Annotated in this window: 18 protein-coding genes, 1 pseudogene and 1 riboswitch; of the genes and pseudogenes, 9 read left to right on the top strand and 10 right to left on the bottom strand. The window is 45.5% G+C overall.

Features of this window, described 5'->3' with window-relative positions; all coding sequences use genetic code 11:
- Positions 1–109: 109 nt before the first annotated feature.
- A complete protein-coding gene (locus KJW29_RS07295; RefSeq protein ID WP_214629280.1) occupies positions 110–496 on the top strand; it encodes a CBO0543 family protein in 387 nt (128 codons plus the stop codon).
- A 93-nt stretch (positions 497–589) separates the two neighbouring features.
- On the opposite strand, the gene KJW29_RS07290 is transcribed toward KJW29_RS07295, so the two are convergent.
- Both KJW29_RS07290 and KJW29_RS07285 read right to left on the bottom strand, forming a co-directional pair.
- A complete protein-coding gene (locus KJW29_RS07290) occupies positions 590–730 on the bottom strand; it encodes a hypothetical protein (protein ID WP_179215512.1) in 141 nt (46 codons plus the stop codon).
- Between the two features lie 1,152 nt (positions 731–1,882).
- The gene (locus KJW29_RS07285; protein ID WP_246608629.1) at positions 1,883–2,638 is read right to left on the bottom strand and encodes a polysaccharide deacetylase family protein; all 756 of its coding nucleotides are present in this window, start codon (positions 2,636–2,638) and stop codon (positions 1,883–1,885) included.
- Between the two features lie 236 nt (positions 2,639–2,874).
- On the opposite strand from KJW29_RS07285, the gene ku reads away from it, so the two are divergent.
- On the top strand, positions 2,875–3,741 hold the full coding sequence (gene ku, locus KJW29_RS07280; RefSeq protein ID WP_214629279.1) for a non-homologous end joining protein Ku: 867 nt from the start codon (positions 2,875–2,877) through the stop codon (positions 3,739–3,741).
- Complete coding sequence (locus KJW29_RS07275; protein ID WP_214629278.1) at positions 3,738–4,625, top strand: ATP-dependent DNA ligase; 888 nt, start codon at positions 3,738–3,740, stop codon at positions 4,623–4,625. Before ku ends, KJW29_RS07275 begins: the two co-directional genes overlap by 4 nt.
- A gap of 96 nt (positions 4,626–4,721) precedes the next feature.
- Positions 4,722–4,808, top strand: a riboswitch (cyclic di-GMP riboswitch).
- Positions 4,809–4,903: 95 nt separating this feature from the next.
- Here KJW29_RS07275 and KJW29_RS07270 read toward each other — a convergent pair.
- Positions 4,904–6,028 carry an HD-GYP domain-containing protein gene (locus KJW29_RS07270; RefSeq protein ID WP_214629277.1) on the bottom strand — a complete coding sequence of 375 codons (1,125 nt, stop codon included), beginning with the start codon at positions 6,026–6,028 and terminating at the stop codon, positions 4,904–4,906.
- A gap of 36 nt (positions 6,029–6,064) precedes the next feature.
- Positions 6,065–6,637, bottom strand: a complete 573-nt coding sequence (locus KJW29_RS07265; RefSeq protein ID WP_214629276.1) for an HD-GYP domain-containing protein — start codon at positions 6,635–6,637, stop codon at positions 6,065–6,067.
- 108 nt (positions 6,638–6,745) lie between these two features.
- On the opposite strand from KJW29_RS07265, the gene KJW29_RS07260 reads away from it, so the two are divergent.
- Positions 6,746–7,708 (top strand): tyrosine-type recombinase/integrase, encoded by a 963-nt coding sequence (locus KJW29_RS07260; RefSeq protein ID WP_087567836.1) that lies wholly within the window; start codon positions 6,746–6,748, stop codon positions 7,706–7,708.
- 388 nt (positions 7,709–8,096) lie between these two features.
- On the opposite strand, the gene spoIIP is transcribed toward KJW29_RS07260, so the two are convergent.
- A complete protein-coding gene (gene spoIIP, locus KJW29_RS07255; RefSeq protein WP_214629275.1) occupies positions 8,097–9,311 on the bottom strand; it encodes a stage II sporulation protein P in 1,215 nt (404 codons plus the stop codon).
- Between the two features lie 196 nt (positions 9,312–9,507).
- On the opposite strand from spoIIP, the gene KJW29_RS07250 reads away from it, so the two are divergent.
- From KJW29_RS07250 to KJW29_RS07230, 5 genes and pseudogenes are all read left to right on the top strand, one after another.
- A complete protein-coding gene (locus KJW29_RS07250) occupies positions 9,508–9,747 on the top strand; it encodes a spore coat associated protein CotJA (RefSeq protein WP_214629274.1) in 240 nt (79 codons plus the stop codon).
- Entirely contained in the window at positions 9,748–10,014 is a 267-nt protein-coding gene (locus KJW29_RS07245) for a spore coat protein CotJB (protein ID WP_214629273.1), read from the top strand.
- A gap of 111 nt (positions 10,015–10,125) precedes the next feature.
- A pseudogene (locus tag KJW29_RS07240) lies at positions 10,126–10,326 on the top strand (manganese catalase family protein); the annotation flags it as partial.
- Between the two features lie 231 nt (positions 10,327–10,557).
- The gene (locus tag KJW29_RS07235; RefSeq protein WP_214629272.1) at positions 10,558–11,127 is read left to right on the top strand and encodes a manganese catalase family protein; all 570 of its coding nucleotides are present in this window, start codon (positions 10,558–10,560) and stop codon (positions 11,125–11,127) included.
- Positions 11,128–12,852: 1,725 nt separating this feature from the next.
- Positions 12,853–13,851: a hypothetical protein gene (locus KJW29_RS07230; RefSeq protein ID WP_214629271.1), complete on the top strand. Its 999-nt coding sequence runs from the start codon at positions 12,853–12,855 to the stop codon at positions 13,849–13,851.
- Between the two features lie 1,105 nt (positions 13,852–14,956).
- On the opposite strand, the gene KJW29_RS36625 is transcribed toward KJW29_RS07230, so the two are convergent.
- The 5 genes from KJW29_RS36625 to KJW29_RS07215 all read right to left on the bottom strand — a co-directional run bounded on the left by KJW29_RS36625 (position 14,957) and on the right by KJW29_RS07215 (position 18,471).
- Positions 14,957–15,079: a conjugal transfer protein gene (locus KJW29_RS36625; RefSeq protein WP_485020617.1), complete on the bottom strand. Its 123-nt coding sequence runs from the start codon at positions 15,077–15,079 to the stop codon at positions 14,957–14,959.
- Between the two features lie 360 nt (positions 15,080–15,439).
- The gene (locus KJW29_RS07225; RefSeq protein ID WP_214629270.1) at positions 15,440–16,459 is read right to left on the bottom strand and encodes a glycoside hydrolase family 88/105 protein; all 1,020 of its coding nucleotides are present in this window, start codon (positions 16,457–16,459) and stop codon (positions 15,440–15,442) included.
- 41 nt (positions 16,460–16,500) lie between these two features.
- The gene (locus tag KJW29_RS36010; protein WP_485020615.1) at positions 16,501–16,989 is read right to left on the bottom strand and encodes a DUF4091 domain-containing protein; all 489 of its coding nucleotides are present in this window, start codon (positions 16,987–16,989) and stop codon (positions 16,501–16,503) included.
- Positions 16,974–17,459 (bottom strand): hypothetical protein, encoded by a 486-nt coding sequence (locus KJW29_RS36005; RefSeq protein WP_246608627.1) that lies wholly within the window; start codon positions 17,457–17,459, stop codon positions 16,974–16,976. The genes KJW29_RS36010 and KJW29_RS36005 overlap by 16 nt, the downstream gene beginning before the upstream one ends.
- A 1-nt stretch (position 17,460) precedes the next feature.
- Positions 17,461–18,471 (bottom strand): Gfo/Idh/MocA family protein, encoded by a 1,011-nt coding sequence (locus KJW29_RS07215; RefSeq protein WP_214629269.1) that lies wholly within the window; start codon positions 18,469–18,471, stop codon positions 17,461–17,463.
- Positions 18,472–18,479: the final 8 nt, after the last annotated feature.

Here is an 18,479-nt window from a genome sequence, read left to right as displayed (position 1 = left end):
ATACTTATATAGGAGTGACTAAATCCTGTTTAACAATATCCTTTTTGGTTTTATCATTCCCTGGGTATTCGTCAGTCCACTGGTTATTAGGCAGCCGCGATTATTCATTGTGATAAGCCCAATTACCGCAGTTATTTCGGTTTTCATAAATGTCGTAGGCTTCTATTTTGACTTTTGGCACTACAAACCTGAATTCCAAAAAATCGAAACCATTTCTGCCATGCCATTGGATGTAGGTTTATTCGCAGTGCTGGGAGCTTTATTGATTTACACTTCAATAAGAAAACCTTTTGGGGTTCATCCTATCGTCACTTTTCTGGTATTCAGTTTACTTACTACTTTGATGGAATTTGTGGCTTTGAAATTTGACTTAGTGACATACAGCAATGGTTGGAATATAGGATGGACTTTTATTTCATATTCCATTGCATATCTTTTAGTTATCACTGCTTGGAGAGCTGTTCGAATCAAAATTGAACTACTTGCGAATCATTAAACGTTCCAGCTCTTTGGTTTCGTCGAATTTTCGTGATAGTGTGCAGTAAAGCAAGAAAGCCCGCTAAACCACTCAAGGTCAGCGGGCTTACTATTAGGTGGACGGCTTGTTGATCGTCTTTGGCTGCCTGTTCTTAGCCTGCGGCGTAATGTCGCCGGTCAACCCTTTTTGATTGCGCTCTTTCTGAGTTTTTTCCATCAGAGAGCTGCTATCGCCATATTGCTGCTCGGACATTTGTCTTCGCCTCCACTCACGCTGGATGCCTCCGCCGGAATGGATGCTGCGCGGAGGCTCAAGCCGTATTATGCTCGTTATCAGGTTGCGCTATGTGCCAGCAACTTACATGCCTAATCTTCTATTTTATTCCTTACCAACGTTCTTCCCATTGCAATTCGATTCCCCTTCCACTTTGTTCCGCTGATCATGCCCGCCTTTATTTAATGACACGCAATAACAAATAAATTCATGTCCGCTTTTCCCTCCGAAGCTGCCGGAGTCTTTGCATAATATACATTCGTAATTCATCTATATACCCCTCATCTACTTGTAAGTTCAAGCGTACGAACCGCGTTGTTGTTCACCACTATTGTTGATTACCCAATTAACGGGGATTTTAAACACTTCAGTCCAGTTGTCTACATAAAAAAGCGCCAATAATGGCATTCCTCTATCGCATCTCCCAACAAAAAATAAAAAAGCCGCATGAATTTTACCATGCGACTCAACGGATTGTGATATTACTTTGTCTGATAAGATTTCATTCTCTACACAGATGTTGAAATGGAGACAGAATAAACTGCGTTCTGAGTGACGTTCATGTTCAAGAATACAGAAATAGCATCGTTTCTTGTTACGGGATTACCTGGAATATTACTGGTCCAAGTCACGGTAGCGCTAGGTGTAACAACATATGCAGCACCATTCGAGATTCGCACGGGTTGAGCTCCGACATCGGTTGGTCTTATTGGCGCAACTGCATTATTAATAACATCAAAACAAACATGGAATAGATAAACGCCAGCAGGTAAGTTGATTAGAGAAATCGCACTCGAAAATGCAACTACGCTACCGTCTGCGGCATCAACATAAGGAATTGCATTAGAAAGTGCTCCAGGCGATCCAGTTGCACCCGCTGCTCCATCTGCACCTGTTGCTCCATCTGCACCTGTTGCTCCATCCGCCCCCTTTTTTGTCGCCTAAGTAACTTCATGGTCTTTTTTTTCTTTGGATGGTTATCCACCCGCCTCACCTCCTAATTACTCCAAATTAGCATATGAAAGCTTCGTTTAACGAGGCTTTGTGCTTGCCGTTATCACTAGAAACACAAAAAATCCGACCCCATTTTCAGGCCGGATTCCGTATACCAATCGATTGTTGTCAACAATCCTATTCCCCCACATCCCCCTGATGCGCCTCGTTCGAACGTTTGGACTTTACAAGATCAGATATCGTCACAAAGCGGAAACCGCGGGCCTTCAGCTCGGGCAAAATGATCTTGAGGGCGCGGTAGGTTTGAGTCGAACCCCGCACGTTGTCATGCATGAGGACGATGTCACCGTTATGCGCATTGTTCAACACCTTTTTGACAATAGCGTCTACACCGGGAGAACGCCAATCATTTGTATCCTGATGCCACGACCATAACGTGACGGTATAGCCATGTTTGCGGGCAGAGGAAATGACGGTGTCGTTGATGTATCCTCCCGGCGGGCGGAACCAGGGGGAATCCTGCCCCGTCACTTCTTCGATTTTATGTTTGGTTTGCAAAATTTCGTTATCGATGGCTTGAAGAGATTGATTCCCGTTAAAGAACACATGGCTGAAAGTATGATTGGCCACTTCATGCCCTTCATCGGCTTGCCGCCTTATAATATCGACATTTTTGTCGATACGGTTGCCTACGACAAAGAAGGTCGCTTTGGCCTCATATTCCTTTAATAAGTCCAAAATCAGCGGCGTCATGTTTGCATTGGGACCGTCGTCGAATGTAAATGCGATGAGCTGCTCGTCCGTTGCCACCTCCCACATGGCTTCGCCTCGCATCTCATAATAATTTCGGTTATGGGCTTGCGGTACATATCCGCACAGTAAGACAATGCTTATCATACCGATCAACCCGTTACACCAGCTGTTCTTTTTCAATTTTCATCCCATCCCAGATCCGTATTTTCGTCGCGTTGCCGAATGTTTGGCAATTGTGTACACATTATTTTGTTCAAATTCCCCTTCTCCCATTCGAGCAAGAAAACTTGTCTAGTCTCTGTCGGGTATGTGAGATCGGTAAGCCATGTTGCTCCTCTTTTCGCAGAAAAAGCATTGCCTTGTCACCTTGTGGTTATCCTATCCGTAACGACAACGCATCAAGGGAGGATTCATTCATGCATACGGTCTGGAAAGGCGCGATCAGCTTTGGACTTGTCCACGTTCCCGTCAAAATGTTCACCGCTACCGAAGACAAAGACATTCGTTTCCGTACGATTCACAAAGCCTGCGGCACCCCCATCTCGCAAACGCGCCGATGCGCGCATTGCAACCAGGATGTCGAGCCCGAAGAGCTCTCCAAAGGCTTCGAATACGAACGGGGCAAGTTCGTTCTGTTCAGCGAAGAAGAGATCGACGCGCTTAAGCCGGATTCCGCGCGAGTTATTCAAATTCTGGATTTCGTCGATCTCTCCGACATCGACCCCATCTACTTCGTCAAGCCGTATTATCTTGCGCCCGATATGGCGGGAGGCAGCGCCTACGGCTTGCTGCTGGAAGCCATTAAGCAGACGGGCAAGATCGGCATCGCCAAGATCTCCATCCGGAGCAAAAGCAGTCTGGCCGCCATTCGCGTTGTTGACAATTGTCTGTGCCTGGAGACGATGCACTTCCCGGACGAAATAAGGCCGATCGCGAACGTCCCTAATCTGCCGGAGTCGACTTCGGTTAACGACAAGGAGCTGCAAATCGCAAAGCTTCTCATCGAGCAGCTCTCGGAACCTTTCGCGCCTGACAAATATACGGATGATTACCGCGCCGCCCTACTGGAGGCAATCGAACACAAAATAAGCGGCAAGAGCCTGGATATCGTAGCCGCTCCTGCTGACAAAGGCAGCAATGTCGTCGATCTCATGGCTGCTTTGCAGGCAAGTCTTGATGCCGTCAAGATTCCTGCAGATTCCGGCAAGGCGACGGACAAACCCGTTAAAACAAAAAGCAAAACGAAGGCGGCGGACAAAGCTAAAAAAGGAACCGCTTCGTGACACTAAGCGACATTCCTCTCCCCAAGGTGCCCATGTCGCCTATCGTTTCACCCATCATCCCCGAAGGACCAGAATGGGTATACCAGTTGAAATGGGATGGAGTTCGTACATTGGCCAAATTGGACGGGATAGGCGGCGTTAAGCTTTTCTCGAAACGGCTCCAGCTCAAAAACGAGATTTTCCCGGAAATCATCGCGTTGCTCGAGCCGTTGCGGATCGGTCCATGCCTGCTGGATGGCGAAATTGTGTATTTCGACGGAAACAGACCGAACTTTCAGCGAGGCAAGTTGATGGGACGTTCCCGGTACAATAAGGAAAATATGATCTACGTGCTCTTCGATCTTCTTCATGCGGATGGCAAGGACCTTCGGGAGCTGACGCTCAGGGAACGGTTCGCCAGACTCTCGGCCAAATTCCCAGACCCGCAGAAGCGGCTGTTCGTTTCGGAGTTGTATACGGACGGCAATGCTTTATGGGACTGGGTCAACGAAAAAGGATGGGAAGGTGTCGTATCGAAGCGGCTCGACAGTCCATACTCTGCAGGCAAGCATCACGAGGATTGGTTCAAAAAACGAAAAGAGATTCGACTTGTCGCTAATGTTGTCGGTTTAAAACGCAATAACGGTCTAATCGCCAGCCTAGTACTCAGCTACGAGGGCCGCTATATCGGACACGTATCGGGACTTGACCAAGCATCCAAGTCGCTGTTGGCGCAGTTCGCCGAACAGCATCCTGGCGACTGCCCGTTCGAGAAACTGACCCCTGGCATGCTCAAGTCAGACGTCCTCTGGCTTGGCGCGCCTTTTCCTTGCCGAGTCGCTGCCCTCGAGTTTACGGACAGCGGCATTTTGCGCCAGCCCAGACTGCTTGGATTCGGGCAATAAAGGTATTTTTGCTCATATGATTCTTTAGTCTTTCCTACTAAAGTCTTGTATGTTCCACTTTTTATAGGTATAATGTTCCTGGTGTACAGACCACTCATACGATACTGGCAAACCCGTTCGAAAGACGGGGACGCAAAGCTTCAGGCCTAAAGGTTATTATCCCATGGCGGCTGAGCCGCCGAACATGACCGGATTCATCAACGAGATTAATGACAGCTTGAGAAAACGACCGTTCCATTTCGGAACGGTCTTTTGTCGTTACCTGTTATCTGTCATCTTCACACGATTGCATTCACGATCACCATTTCAAGCTGAACCTTCAAATCTATTTCGTAAGGAGAGGTGACCCTGCTGCCATCGCTTTCTCGAATGATTCTTACAATCGGACGTTGAACAAAGGAGGAGTCCACAGATGTAATGACCGCCACCTGGCCGCTGTTGAGCAATACTTTGCTGCCGATTGGATAAATGGATATGTGGCCAACGAACAATTTAACAAGAGATAGATTAAACAATCTGTTGCCGGATCCCAGTAGATATTCAATGGCGTTACCGCGCGCATAGGAATGCCGATGGTGTCGCTCCGATACCAGCGCATCGTAGATGTCCGCGATCGCCACGATCTCGGCAAACTCATGGATATCGGGGTATTTGCTCCGGTAAGGATACCCTGATCCGTCGTAACGTTCGTGATGCTGCAAGGCGCAAATAGCCGCCGTATCTGGAATATCGGTCCGGTTGATGAGCATTCGATAACCTTCGATGGTATGGTTTTCGATTCTTTTTCTCTCTAAAACCGTAAGTTTGCCCCTTTTGGTCAATAGCCCTTTGGGAAGACTGACCATTCCGATATCGTACAGCAATGCCGCGGCGGTCAGTTCGTATAATCTCTTTTCGCTGTATTTATTTGCGAATCCGATAATGGCAGACAACGTCGCTACGTTTAGCGCATGTTCGAGCAGTGAGGGATCTTTCCGGTGCATTAACGCCAGGCTGTCCTTAATGAACTCAACTTTGGCCAACTCGCCAATGATGCTTTGATAGATGCGAAAAAATCGATCGCCAAGCACGGGCACGGACACCCTCCTGCGTAATGTCGAATTGGTTTTCAGCTCCGACATCGACTCCTCCACGAAAGCCTTGGAGTCGAGCCGACTTTGTTCGTGCATATGCTGATCGTATGGAATTAGAGCCGAGTTCAGGAGGTTCGATTTTTCAATCTCGACTTGTCCAGAGACATCTTCCTCGACGTAAACTTCCTTGATTTTCATGTGGAGCAGCCGTTCGATATATTTCTCTGTTAACCGGGTACCTGCGCCTAACATAATAATGCCGTTTTGATTTAACACCGGAACGGCAAGCGTTTGTCCCGGTTGAAGTGCGTAAGCAGTAGTTGATTTCATTCCTATCCCGCCTTTTCAAATCGTTGTTCTGTATTGCTAAGTCGTTGTAATGGAGCTTGGCGACATATCCAGGAAAAGTTCGACGAAGAAGCTGTCGAATTGCCTTCCGCGTTGTCTCCATAGCTCGTCTCGAGCTTGGGCGTCCGTCTTCACGCGGTTATAAGAACGTTGCCTGGTCATCGCGTCATAGGAGTCAAGTACCGCGCACATTCGCGCCCATTTTGGAATTGCCGTGCCATATAAACCATCCGGATAACCGGTTCCATCCCAACGTTCGTGATGGGACCGAACAATGGTAAGTAAATCAGGAGCACGACTACCTAATACACTTGTCAACAACTCGGCGCCTAATACGGGATGCTCTCGAATGAGCGCCATCTCGTCCGCTTCGAGAGGTAGCTTCTTCGCAAGCAGTTCGTGCGGGAGAAGCACTTTTCCGATATCGTGCAAGCAACACGCCATCGTGAAATGATTTATCTCTTCTTTGGACATCCCCAGCGCTTTGGCCATTTCCCTGCCGTGCATTCCTACGCGCATGCCATGTGCGAACGTAACGGCGTCCTGACGCATGGCCAAGGCAAACAGCTCGGTTGGTATTGGATCCGCCAAAATATGATCACATCCTGTTCCTGTGTACATAGCGGCATGATCGCTTGAACATAGAAGGTCGAACAATAATGATTGTTCGAAGTCAAGCCGAGAGGAGAATGGAATGTCATGAATACTGTAACCAAAAAACATCGGGTTTCAAGAGATGCTCCCTTAATGAGCGAAGAGCTTATCGTTCAAAGCTTTCTAGCTGGTTATCACCGACCCAATACGATCCGCAACTACGAGAGAGCGCTTAACAATTTCCGAACGTTCATTGGTGCAAAGTCATTTGCCGAGGTAACCTGGCATGATTTGGAACGGTACAAGACAGTCTTGCAGCACGGCACCACTGCGAATAAGCCTCTGACGGCTTCTGCTATCGCTACCTTGATTTCTCCTCTGCGCTCGTTCTACAAGTGGGGGAGCAACGTCAACATAGGGATATTCGAACATAATCCTGCTTCTTGCATTCGTTTGCCGAAAGTTCAAGTGACGAGCGAGAACCATTTTTTGACCCAGCGAGAACTTATGAATTTGTTGTCGTATTTAAGCCGCAAGAACACGAGGGAATGGATGATGGTTTTGTATATGGTCATATTGGGATTGCGCGTTTCGGAGCTGGTGCAGATGAAATGGAGCGATTTTCATACTGATATTACGGAAAGCAACGCATGGTTGACGATAGTTAATGGAAAGGGCGGAAAAACGAGGCAAGTGAAGATACCGGAGGCACTATGGAAATTGCATAACGACCCTGCCATTCGACTATGCCTGCGGACCAGTAACGTAAGCAGGGAGCGCAACAACCGGGTATTTGCTATAACAAGCCGCCAAGTAGAACGGATTGTCCATCAAACCTGCCGAGAATGTGGTATTGCAAAAAAAGTGACGCCGCATTGGTTTAGACATACGAACGCAACTTTGGCGCTCCTGAACGGCGCCTCGCTCCAACAAGTTCAGCAAACGCTTGGCCATGCACAAATCAACACGACGCAACGATATTTGCATACTGTGGACCTAATGAAAAAAAGCGCAACAGATTTTGTGGCAGAAAGCATGCAAAATATGATGAAAAATGTATTGTTATGACCGAAGAGTTGGTTTATAATGGATAAAATAATAGGTATATCGACTCATTTAAAGTCGAACAATCATTATTGTTCGACATTTATATTGTTGCCGGATTGCCGCTATTTCATAATTCCTTGATATGACGTAATTCTATAGCATGAAACTGAACATTTTATGAACAACGCTATATCAAATTCGAGCTTACAGACAGCTGAGTTGTTAAACGGAGTAGCCAGCCATATTGTTAGGCTATCCATAATTAAATACATGCAAAAGGACTCTCCTCGGAGAGTCCTTTTGCATGTATTTATTTTTTGACGAAGCGTACCAGCGCCTTCTTGTAAACGTTTTTCGCTTGCTCATCCAGCAGCCCAGTATTCCCCACTTGTCCGAACTTCAAATCAACTTATTTCTTCTGCTTTAAATAGTCCGCAAACACCTCTGCAAACGCTTCGGCCGTGCTCAAATTTTCCTGAAGCGTATTATTGACGCCTCCGAATTCAAGAAGCAGGCTGCCGCTCGATACCGACTGGTTGTATTCGCCATTGCCGTTGCTCGAGCCTTTGAGCAACACTCCCCTGGATAGGCCGGGATATTTTTTATTCAGCAATGTGTGTAAAGCATCCGCAAGCTTTTTGTTTTCCTTGTAGTTGGGATTGGCCATGCCAATCACAAACATAACGCGAGCGTATGTCTTCTTACCGATCGTTACGGCTGTTGTGCTGCGAGGCAAATCCGCATCCCGATGGATATCCAGAAAATACGACAAGGAAGCATGGGAGCTGATCGCATTAGCTACAGCTTTGCCTGATTCCGCGTATGATTGCGAATAGTTCAGCTTTTGCTCCGTTAACCTTGCGGCAATATCCGCATTCTCCGAGATGGTTGGAATGCCTCTCTGCTTCAGGGCGGAAGCCATATGTTTGCCGACCAGCGTAATATTTACTTCTTTGTCATCGTACGCGCCGCCGGCGGTGCTGCGTGCAACGTTTTTCCATGATTCGCGATTATGAGTATGGTAGATATATACCCTGCTGTCGCTATCCGGCACTTCCTCCGTTTGAACTACCCACTTGGCAACATACGCTTGTCCGCCGTTCGTCAAAACGATGCGATACCATTCCCCTTCCGAGCCATCGATTCGGAACGTTTCGCCGCTTTGCGCTTTGGCGACGACGCTGTAATCCATCCCGGGCCCGCTTCGCAAATTGGTGACTCCCAGGATTTGAATCACAGTCGCCTTCGGACCGTTGTCGGTTTGTTGCCCTTCACCGGGTCCCTCGATTGCGACTTGCTCCTCCGCATCCGTCTCCACGACCCAATTCGCGATGTAGGCTTTGCCTCCTCCGGGAAGTCCCACCTTATACCAGTCGCCATCGCTGCCTTCTATGGCAAAGCTGTCTCCAGGCTGCGCCTTAGCCACGATTTTGTAATCCATTCCCGGCCCCTTGCGCAGGTTTGTTACAGCGATGATATGTGCAACCTTAGCCTGTTTCCCGCCAACCTGACTTGCATTGAGTGTTGAACCAGTCTTGACAGTAGAGGCAAATGCGACATTTTCCGCACCCGACAACAACAGAATGGCTGCAGCGCCACCCAATAATGCATTTCTCAGTTTCAACGCTCAATCTCCCCCGTTTTCGCAAATATGTCTCTGCAAGTTTCGACGGTAAGCGAGGAAAATCCTGCTAATCTCGTTTTTTTCTATTCGAAATGCTAGTTTTCTAGTCAGAAATAAAAACTTGCTTAACTTTGCATAACGCCCAAGCCGTTCGTCATATAGTTGGGCAAGGAACGATTTGGAAAGGAGCATAGCTATGAATGCGAGCGATCAATTCCGAACCTATCGCCCATTTGTCGGACCACATGATCCCTGTCCTCCAATAAGAGAAAAAAGCTACAATGTGCCGCCGCAATTATTTATTACCTTTCAGCCCCCCAATCTGCCCCAATTCTCCGCCTACGATGCTTTGAAGTACGGGACGTTATGGCCGGCCTTATTTGCCCCATATCCAGATCCTTCTTCTCCTACGCGGGTAACGGGAGGCGATATGTAAATGGCTGAGACAATGCTTGATGAAGCCTATCACAAGCTGTTGCACGATCTGCAGGCTGTCGACTTCGTATTGGTCGAATTAAATCTGTACCTTGATACGCATCCCGGGGACGAAGCTGCAATCGCCCAATTCAACCAATATGCGGAGCTTCGCAAAAGAATAGCCGCACAATACGAAGCGGCATACGGACCGCTCATGAACTTCGGTCACAGCATGTCCAAAACCCCGTGGCAATGGAAAGAAGCTCCTTGGCCTTGGCAAGTGTAGAGCCGCGCGGAGCATGGACGATGATAGTCTGATAGCAGGGAAATGCCAGAACTCGCATGCCGGCTGCAAACGAGTTAGAAGTCCAATGGGAAAGCGAGGAGAAGTCAACCGATGTGGGCCTATGAGAAGAAACTTCAATATCCCGTAAGAGTGAGCAAATGCGATCCGCTTATGGCCAAATTTCTGATGGAGCAATATGGCGGTGCCGATGGCGAGCTTGCTGCAGCGTTGCGTTACTTGAACCAGCGTTACACGATACCGGACAAAGTGATTGGACTTCTAACGGATATTGGGACAGAAGAATTGGTACATCATAGTTAGATGTTAAAAAAACGACTCTCTGCAATTAGTTAAATCAAGGATTCTCGGGAGAGTTTTCGAGTTGAAATTACACCGCTAGATGATTTTCAGTCCTGGGCCCTCATGTTGAAAGAACTTACTTTATACCTGGGTAAGTATTGCGGATAATGACACCTTAACGCAGTAAACCCAATATGCGGAGCTGCGTTGAGATTCTAATGTCGAAAGCGGGGAATTTCGGGCATGTTTGTCTATGAGAAGAAGCTTCAATATCCGGTCAGGGTAAGCAAGTGCGATCCGCTTATGGCAAAATTTTTGATGGAACAATACGGAGGAGCTGATGGCGAGCTTGCAGCAGCGCTTCGATATTTAAATCAACGATACACCATACCAGATAAAGTCATTGGACTACTGACGGATATCGCGACGGAGGAATTTTCTCATTTAGAAATGATAGCAACGATGATTTATAAGCTGACAAAGGATGCGACTCCGGATCAGTTAAAGGCGGCTGGACTTGGCGCCCATTACGCTGCACACGACAGCGCACTTTTCTACACAAACGCCGCTGGTGTACCATGGACGGCATCATATATTCAAGCCAAAGGAGATCCCATTGCAGATCTGTACGAGGATATAGCAGCCGAAGAGAAAGCTAGGGCCACCTATCAGTGGCTGATCGACTTGACGGATGACGTAGACTTGCAGGACAGTCTCAAATTTTTACGTGAACGCGAAATTGTTCATTCGCTACGCTTTAGGGAAGCTGTGGAAATTTTGAAAGAGGAACAGGATCGGAAGATCTTTTTCTAAGGTAACCTACTGTTCGCGTTCCACGACTAATAACTAACAAACTTGAGACCTTTCTCTTCGTCAAGTGTTACAGCCGTTAATAGACGGACTTTGCAACGAAGTATCGCATAAACCCCAGAACTCCCTTGTTACAAGGGAATTCTGGGGTTTCTTGCATTTTCGAACTACGCAGGATAATGCATATAAAAGCATTGATTTGGGGCTAATATTGGGGCTAAGTAGGGCTAATAAAATTCGTGGGTAGACGCAGTTAATGCATAGAAAAAATCAAAAAAATAAACACCTATTTAAAACCTATTCGACACTCACTTTTTAATAAGCTCAGAACTTCACCTTCACCTTGAATGTAATTCAATAAAACTCTTCCACAGCTTTTACTAATCGAGTTGACTAATTATTAAACGACCTACTACTTTTGGAGCAACTCGTTTTGTATTACTCCGGGATGAAGTGTTTATAAAGTTGCAAAGTTGTCATCTTGTCCTTTATAACATTCGTTGTCTTTTCTACCTGGGAATTTATGTGGAGGTTATTGAACAGTTCTTACTGCAATACTGGTCGCTGGAAAGTTGATTTAGAGCAATCTTAAATAAGGGTTGGGGTTTTAGGTCGGCAATACTTATTAAACAGCCTTAGAACTGCTTCTGAGAGCTCGTGCGTGATTGATCAGGGAAGATGTCGATTTTAACTAGTGGCCTTTCTTCCTATCAGTCTCCCAATGTCTCCCCCTCTTGTCGTATCGGACGGTAAAGGCACCACCAGCTTTAATGCCTTTCTTTAGTTTTATGGCTGGCCTTTCAGTTACTATAAAGAATCTATCTGTAACATTGGATTTTAGAGGTGTTGGCCAGGTTGGGAATGATTCAACCCCCTCCTGGGATGCCATTACGTTCCATATGAATGAATTTGATGAATAGAGAAATCCCTGCGAACCCTTTATCTTAATGGGTTCGCGGGGATTTCTAATGTTTAGTGATTTGGCTTTAGAATGCATAAGAAAATCATAGGCTTTATAAATCCACTACACAAAAGGTACACAATGCAATCTTAAATACTGTCAAGTTGTATTAAAGGTTAAGAATCAGTAACCCAATAGTTTTGGCCATTGATAAAGCAACCCAATTTATTCAAAAGTTAAAAGCTTAATAATAATTAGATTGGGACAGGGGCTCGAGGGGGATTGCCTCATATTATATACAGAATGTCAAAACAAACCTTACTCCCAATAAAGGAGCCATTGCTACTGTGGCGGCAAACTTCTCCTAGATCACATTATACAAACGTTTCCCGATAAATTCTCGCTGTATTAACATCTTACAGGGGGCTCTTCTTGAGAGATGAATGATTGCAGAATAGGTGTTTACATTGTACGATTGTTCATGAGACCGTATTACCTTCCATAAAGTTTGTAAGGGTACAAATACTATACAGAATTGAGCGGCGGTTTTTTTAAAACATTTTCTAGATATTCAACAGATGTAAAGATATTAGCTTCATGCCTCTTCACTACGCTATCTTTTTATCTAGGTACTACTTACATTCCCTACTAAACGATAAAATAGTAGCTACCAAATCACGAAATTGAAGGTATTTCTTATGGAATGGGATCAAAATTATTCCGGACATAAGTTGAAAAATGGAATGGATAGTTATCGGTTGGAGATACATTGGAAGATCAAGAGTTCAGAGTAGTATGCCATTTAATCACTAAACTGGAGAGACATTATGCAAAACAAATGGTATTCACGTTTTTTGGAGAAATATAAGAAACCTCACTGGATGCTAATCATAAGTTTGGTTTTTCTTGTTGCCTCTACATTTTTTGGCGCAAGTAAGCTAGACATACAAGCTGTCTCCTTAATATTCTTGCTTTCATTCTTAATCCATGCTTTTGCCCAGAAACAAATTTATCATCTGATTAATTTGATCATCTACGGATGGATACTAGGAATATTATTTGAGTTTTATTTTTTTGCAGCACTCAGTTTGGTTGCGATTATTACCTCAGCACTCGTTATTATACACATCTTAACAATGCGTTTTATTAAGTGGACAAATTTAGAGATCGTCAGAAATTACAAACATAGTTTCTCTCAAGTGATTTTCTTAGTTTGGAGATCTCTAATACTCTTACTAATTATTACTTTACCAATCTTCATATTTATGTTTAGTTTATCGGCTTGGTCAAATGTACAACTTCCAAACAGTGCCCTCGCAATAATTACATCCGCTACATCGGTGCAATCATTCTTCGTGATACTCTCCTGTCATGGTATTATTACTTATTTTTTGTTTGACTACTTTCGTATCTTTTTCGGTAAACTCAAAAAGGATAATAGTAAATATTCCACTTTAAACTTTGCTTTCTCACTCTTTGTTTTTTTATCTTTACCGGATCTTGTTTATACGTTATTTTATTATTTGACTTTAGACTTTAAAAACATCATCAGTTTTACGGGTATAGACGCCCTATCATATATGACTAAAATATTTAGTTTCACTTTTTCTATACACTATGCAATGCCAATTCTTGATGGAACAACAACTGTAAGTACTACGTTAAAACTCTTAAGTAATGATTACGAGTTAAAGTTCATTCAATGGGGTCAAATTATAGTTTCTAAAGCATATGACCTCATTGTTCTAGCTACTTTAATCGAATATCTAAGGAATAGATTTTTCCCAACACAACCTGTTCAAAGTAATAAAAGAGCTGCAGAGTAACTTCTCTGTGGGTCTGGCTCCCGCCCTTTTGTCATAAGCTGCAAAGTATTAAGATAAAATCCCACACTGCAACTTATATTTGATTCCTGAGCAAGTAAAATGAATATCGAATTCCCTGAAGAACGCAACGTGTGTACTCAGGGAACCCGACTGCCTTCTTTGTCAGAGTGCTATCCTGATCAATTGCTTAATGAATCAACCTCAGTTTATTAATTCATTTTTTTGACATTAATAGTATCTGACTGGCTCGAATCCCTCCTGGGACGCTATTACGTTGCATAAGAATGAATTTGATAAATAGAGAAATCCCCGCGATCCCTTGATATTACTGGGATCGCGGGGATTTTTGTTATTTCGAGATGCTAGTGAGAATGCATAAGAATATCATAGGTTTTAGATTTTTTATACACATTTTATACACACGAGTACTCATTTAATAAGCACCTTATAAAGGACAAGGAGCAGCTATATATGAGTCTTGGTCAACTTAAGCTCCTTCTTTAAGAATATACCTTCGACTGCAAGCGGTACATGCATATACTTTTAACGAAGATATCTGGGTCTCGGTCAATAATAATCAAAGCTCTATAAAAGCTGTAAGCTTAGTTCCCGACGTTTATATGAGGATCTTCTAATCCTCCTTCCCTTTGCTTATGAAAAATAGCAGCTGCCACTCAGACAGTCTGCTCCTAGATCATTAACTAAAGTTTCCCTTACCTTTCCCCTATTTACATTATGCCGCCCATACCTCATCCACTTTCAATTTCTTTCATCCTCTTTCATTTTGCCTTTAAAAACTGGTTATTTAACTTCTTGACTTGCCGTTTGTTTCAGTTTCTTTCAGATTCAACTGGAATTTTCGTTATTTTTTTGTTATTTTCAATGACATGATGTTATTGTTTTTTTTCAAAATCCCAATGCTAGGGTATCATTAGAAAAGAGATTTCAATCTTCATTTTCGTAATCCTAACTACAGGCACAGGACCACTTCCTCCCCTGATTTATAATCTACGCCATTAGCGTAATCAATTCAGGCGATTTCGACAAAGGTGCGGATCTGGACTTCTATACTTTTTTCTGACAGTCATTAAGACTTGACGAATATCTATTTAGAAGTAAGGTCTGAACAGACTCCATATTCTCGCATTATAAGGTTCTTTATCGAATTAAACTCCTGTTCACTTATCAAAGATAAGTTCAGTAACTGTCTGAGCATCGCAATCTGCATACTGTATCTCAACAAATCTGCCTTCAAGCGTTCATCCTCCTCAAAACGTCATCGGATAGCATAAATGACCTAAAAAAGCCTTCTACTGACCTGTTCATTTCGAGGCTCAAATCGGGTACCTGGAGATAACGCTCTGACCTTATATTTTACTGATTTATGAGATGAACCGCCTCCCTCATGCGGGACGATCCCCTAAAACAATCATGACTTATCGTCGTATTCCCAGCATAAAATTGCGTTTTAGCGCGACACAATCCCTTCTATACTGAGTAATACGTCGATTGGACAGAAATATGAGACTCTTTTAGGCGGACCACCCCTGTCCCTAAGACAAGAAAGATCGCCTCGCGGCGACCTCTCTTAGCTCTTCATATCTTCTCCTGCCTCGGATAACATCAGCAGCAACAGTCCTTGCCCGTAACCTTCCATACGATCTCGCGCAATGACATGATATTCGTCAGGATGGCTCTGCACCGCCGTGCCGCTGGATACGCAGCGCAGCACACCGTCATAATCCACTAGCGCACATACGGAGCGGAACGCCCTAAGCCCCATATCGACGAATGAAGGATCGATCACCCCATCTCGAATTCCCCTTAGCACAGCATAGGCAATCCCTGCCGCCGCCGAGCTTTCCGTATAGGTATCTGGTTCCGTTATTACCTTCGTCCACAAGCCGGATACATCCTGATAAGCTTGCAGACTCTTCAGTTGCTTGTTCAACACCTCAATGATCGCCTGCCGTTCAGCAACATACGTATGCGGAACAATTCGCAATAATTCTATGGCTACAACAGCAGCCCAGGCGTTGCCGCGCGCCCACATGCAACCGATGACAGTTCCCCTGCCTTCATCCCAGCCGTGATAGAAGAGTCCATTATCTTGCTGCAATGCTTCAACATGTACCTTGAACTGTCTAAGTCCTTCCTTTATCGCCTCTTCATTCCGAAGCCGCAGACCGGCTTCAGTAAGGAATAATCCTGCCATGAATAAAGTATCTACCCACATTTGATTATTGAAGGTTGTCTCCATCAACGTATGTTCATAAGCGCCATTCTTCAGTCGACGCGAGTGGCGCAGCAAATATTCGACACGCTCCCGAAGTCTTGGATCGTACTCATTAGCCTCGTCGCGCGCTCCCTTGAGCTTCAACAAAGCAGCCCACGGCGCCGTAGCATTAATCGTGTTAGGGATCTCGCCCTTCAATTGATCCTCGTACCAAGCTTGAAGATACACGTCAATACGGTCCTGACGATCCCTCTCCCATAACGCAGTCAAACCATACAGCGCTACTCCCTCACTCCAGTTCCATTCACGGAGCGGCATTCTTAATGTAGCATCGATAACTTTTTCCTTTATATGTTCTATAGTTCTGGACATATTCTTCGCCTCTGTAATTCAATATTTATGAAGTCTTGCTGTTACTCCGTTGCTCTTGCAATCGCCCTATTGACGCGCTCCCGCACTTGCAGCAGCCATTCGGCCTCTCGCGGATAATCCGAGAACGTAATGGGCGACGCCGTCCCTTCTTCCAGCAACTGAAGCGTCGCTTCACTGCCGCTCAAACGTTCAAGCAGTCTCAGCGCCCGCAGATCCTGTAACCCTTCATAGAGAACTTCCATGCGGATCGATTCAATCGCCCCTTCCGCGCCGAGATAGACGAGGAACGCATCTCCGGAAGGAAAGGCAAGGCCTGCGTCTGTGACGAGGAATGGATCAATAGGCTTGCCCGAATATTGCGTGTACCAGAAGTTGTAACCCCAATGCAGGAAACCATCGATATTATGCTTGTACAATTGCACACCGATAATCCGATTGCGTGCGGACGGGAAACAGAAGAAGCGATTGGACACCTCTCCCTCCTGCGCCATGCAATAATAAGTCCAGAGCGGCTTCACTTCTCCGTCCATAAAAGACTGGATATGATCAGTTCAAAGGATACCTCGCCTGCTTCTACCTCTGCAGCGGTTTCCAGTACGATACGAATAGGATATAGGCCTGGACTGACTCCGACAACAGGATCCACCGTTACCCACAACGCTCTCCATTGTCGAGGAGGGATGTCAAATACGCCGTTTTTTAGCGGCAGCAACGGATCGGGATACAAGCCAGGAGTTGTTCGAAGCGTTCTCCCCTCCCTATTCTCATGAAGTCGGAGCGGCAATTCGGATGGCGCCAATCCGACTCTTCGAACTGTGATGCTGTTCTCAAGAGGCGATTCTATTCGCACGAAGACCGATTGGAGAAGGAAGTCGGAGCGATAAGCGACCTGGAACGCAAAGGTTTCATTAATAAGCGCGGATGCGCGCGTATATGGCCGTTCAGAATGCTCCTCGTCAGGAAATAGTTTGGCAAGCGAACTGATCGGGATGAGCTCCATATCAGTTCCAGCCCGGCTTGATCTTGGCGCCGTTCTGTTCGATCGATGCCCGTTCGCTTTCGATGAGTTGAATAACCGACAGCGAGTCGGCAAGCGGCACCGTTTCAATCAATGCACTACGTCTAATGACATCCGCAAAATATTTGATTTCGCCGTATATGCCGCTTCTATCATCCAGATCCGGGATAAAACTGCCGCCATCGCGCAAGTTTTCCTTCAAGCCCTCATTCGTTAATACGAGGTTGCCCCGTTCGAAATTTACTCTGAACGTCATTTGGAACTCGTAATCGCCTTCAAGCGACCAGTCTGAAGCAGCATGTATGACCTTCTGATCCCCATAGCCGAAATGAGCCGACACCACATCGTATCCGCTGCCCTCATAGACATTTTGTCCTACAGCAGACACCCACTCCGGCCGACCGAACAGCCAGTAGATCATATCGACATCATGAATGTGCAGATCCAGCAATCCGCCTCCGCTGAGACGTTCGTCAAGCATCCATCTATTCGCCGAATAAAGCGGCGGGTTAGCGCCTCGGAAGAAATCGGCGGATATGACCTTCCCCAATCGTCCGCTTGCGACACAGTCCTTCAAGTAGCGATAATACGTCATAAATCGCAAGCATTGCGCAATCATTAATAATCGATTGTTGTCTTCAGCCGCTTTGATCATTGCCTGGCATTCCGTACTGTTCAAGGCCATCGGTTTTTCGCAGAATACATGTTTGTTGTGCCGCAGGGCTTCAATGGAAGCTTCAGCGTGCAGATACGTAGGCAAGCAAATATCGATATAATCCAGAGTATCATCCCGCAGCATGTCCGTTAGCTTCGTATAAAGATCGTATTCACGATGCTCCCCGCCTATAACACGTTTCACTTGCTCCAGATTCGCATCGCAAATCGCCTGTAATTGTATGGGGGAACCTTCCTTCTCCAACAACTGATAATGTTGATAATGCGCCTGGCCGATCCCCCCGAAGCCCAGCAGCCCAACCTTGATCTTCTCCATCATGGAACCCC

It is taken from the genome of Paenibacillus agaridevorans, assembly GCF_018604145.1.
Classification (GTDB): Bacteria; Bacillota; Bacilli; order Paenibacillales; family Paenibacillaceae; genus Pristimantibacillus; species Pristimantibacillus agaridevorans.
The sequence above is the reverse complement of the archived record's forward strand: the minus strand, read 5'-3'. Positions and strand labels throughout refer to the sequence as shown.

Coding starts and splice junctions, on each gene's coding strand:
- KJW29_RS07290 (WP_179215512.1), bottom strand. CDS start 730: ATGTCCGAGCAGCAATATGGCGATAGCAGCTCTCTGATGGAAAAAACT.
- ku (WP_214629279.1), top strand. CDS start 2,875: ATGCATACGGTCTGGAAAGGCGCGATCAGCTTTGGACTTGTCCACGTT.
- KJW29_RS07270 (WP_214629277.1), bottom strand. CDS start 6,028: ATGAAATCAACTACTGCTTACGCACTTCAACCGGGACAAACGCTTGCC.
- KJW29_RS07260 (WP_087567836.1), top strand. CDS start 6,746: ATGAATACTGTAACCAAAAAACATCGGGTTTCAAGAGATGCTCCCTTA.
- KJW29_RS07250 (WP_214629274.1), top strand. CDS start 9,508: ATGAATGCGAGCGATCAATTCCGAACCTATCGCCCATTTGTCGGACCA.
- KJW29_RS07245 (WP_214629273.1), top strand. CDS start 9,748: ATGGCTGAGACAATGCTTGATGAAGCCTATCACAAGCTGTTGCACGAT.
- KJW29_RS07235 (WP_214629272.1), top strand. CDS start 10,558: ATGTTTGTCTATGAGAAGAAGCTTCAATATCCGGTCAGGGTAAGCAAG.
- KJW29_RS07230 (WP_214629271.1), top strand. CDS start 12,853: ATGCAAAACAAATGGTATTCACGTTTTTTGGAGAAATATAAGAAACCT.
- KJW29_RS36625 (WP_485020617.1), bottom strand. CDS start 15,079: ATGCAGATTGCGATGCTCAGACAGTTACTGAACTTATCTTTGATAAGT.
- KJW29_RS07225 (WP_214629270.1), bottom strand. CDS start 16,459: ATGTCCAGAACTATAGAACATATAAAGGAAAAAGTTATCGATGCTACA.
- KJW29_RS36010 (WP_485020615.1), bottom strand. CDS start 16,989: ATGGACGGAGAAGTGAAGCCGCTCTGGACTTATTATTGCATGGCGCAG.
- KJW29_RS36005 (WP_246608627.1), bottom strand. CDS start 17,459: ATGGAGCTCATCCCGATCAGTTCGCTTGCCAAACTATTTCCTGACGAG.
- KJW29_RS07215 (WP_214629269.1), bottom strand. CDS start 18,471: ATGATGGAGAAGATCAAGGTTGGGCTGCTGGGCTTCGGGGGGATCGGC.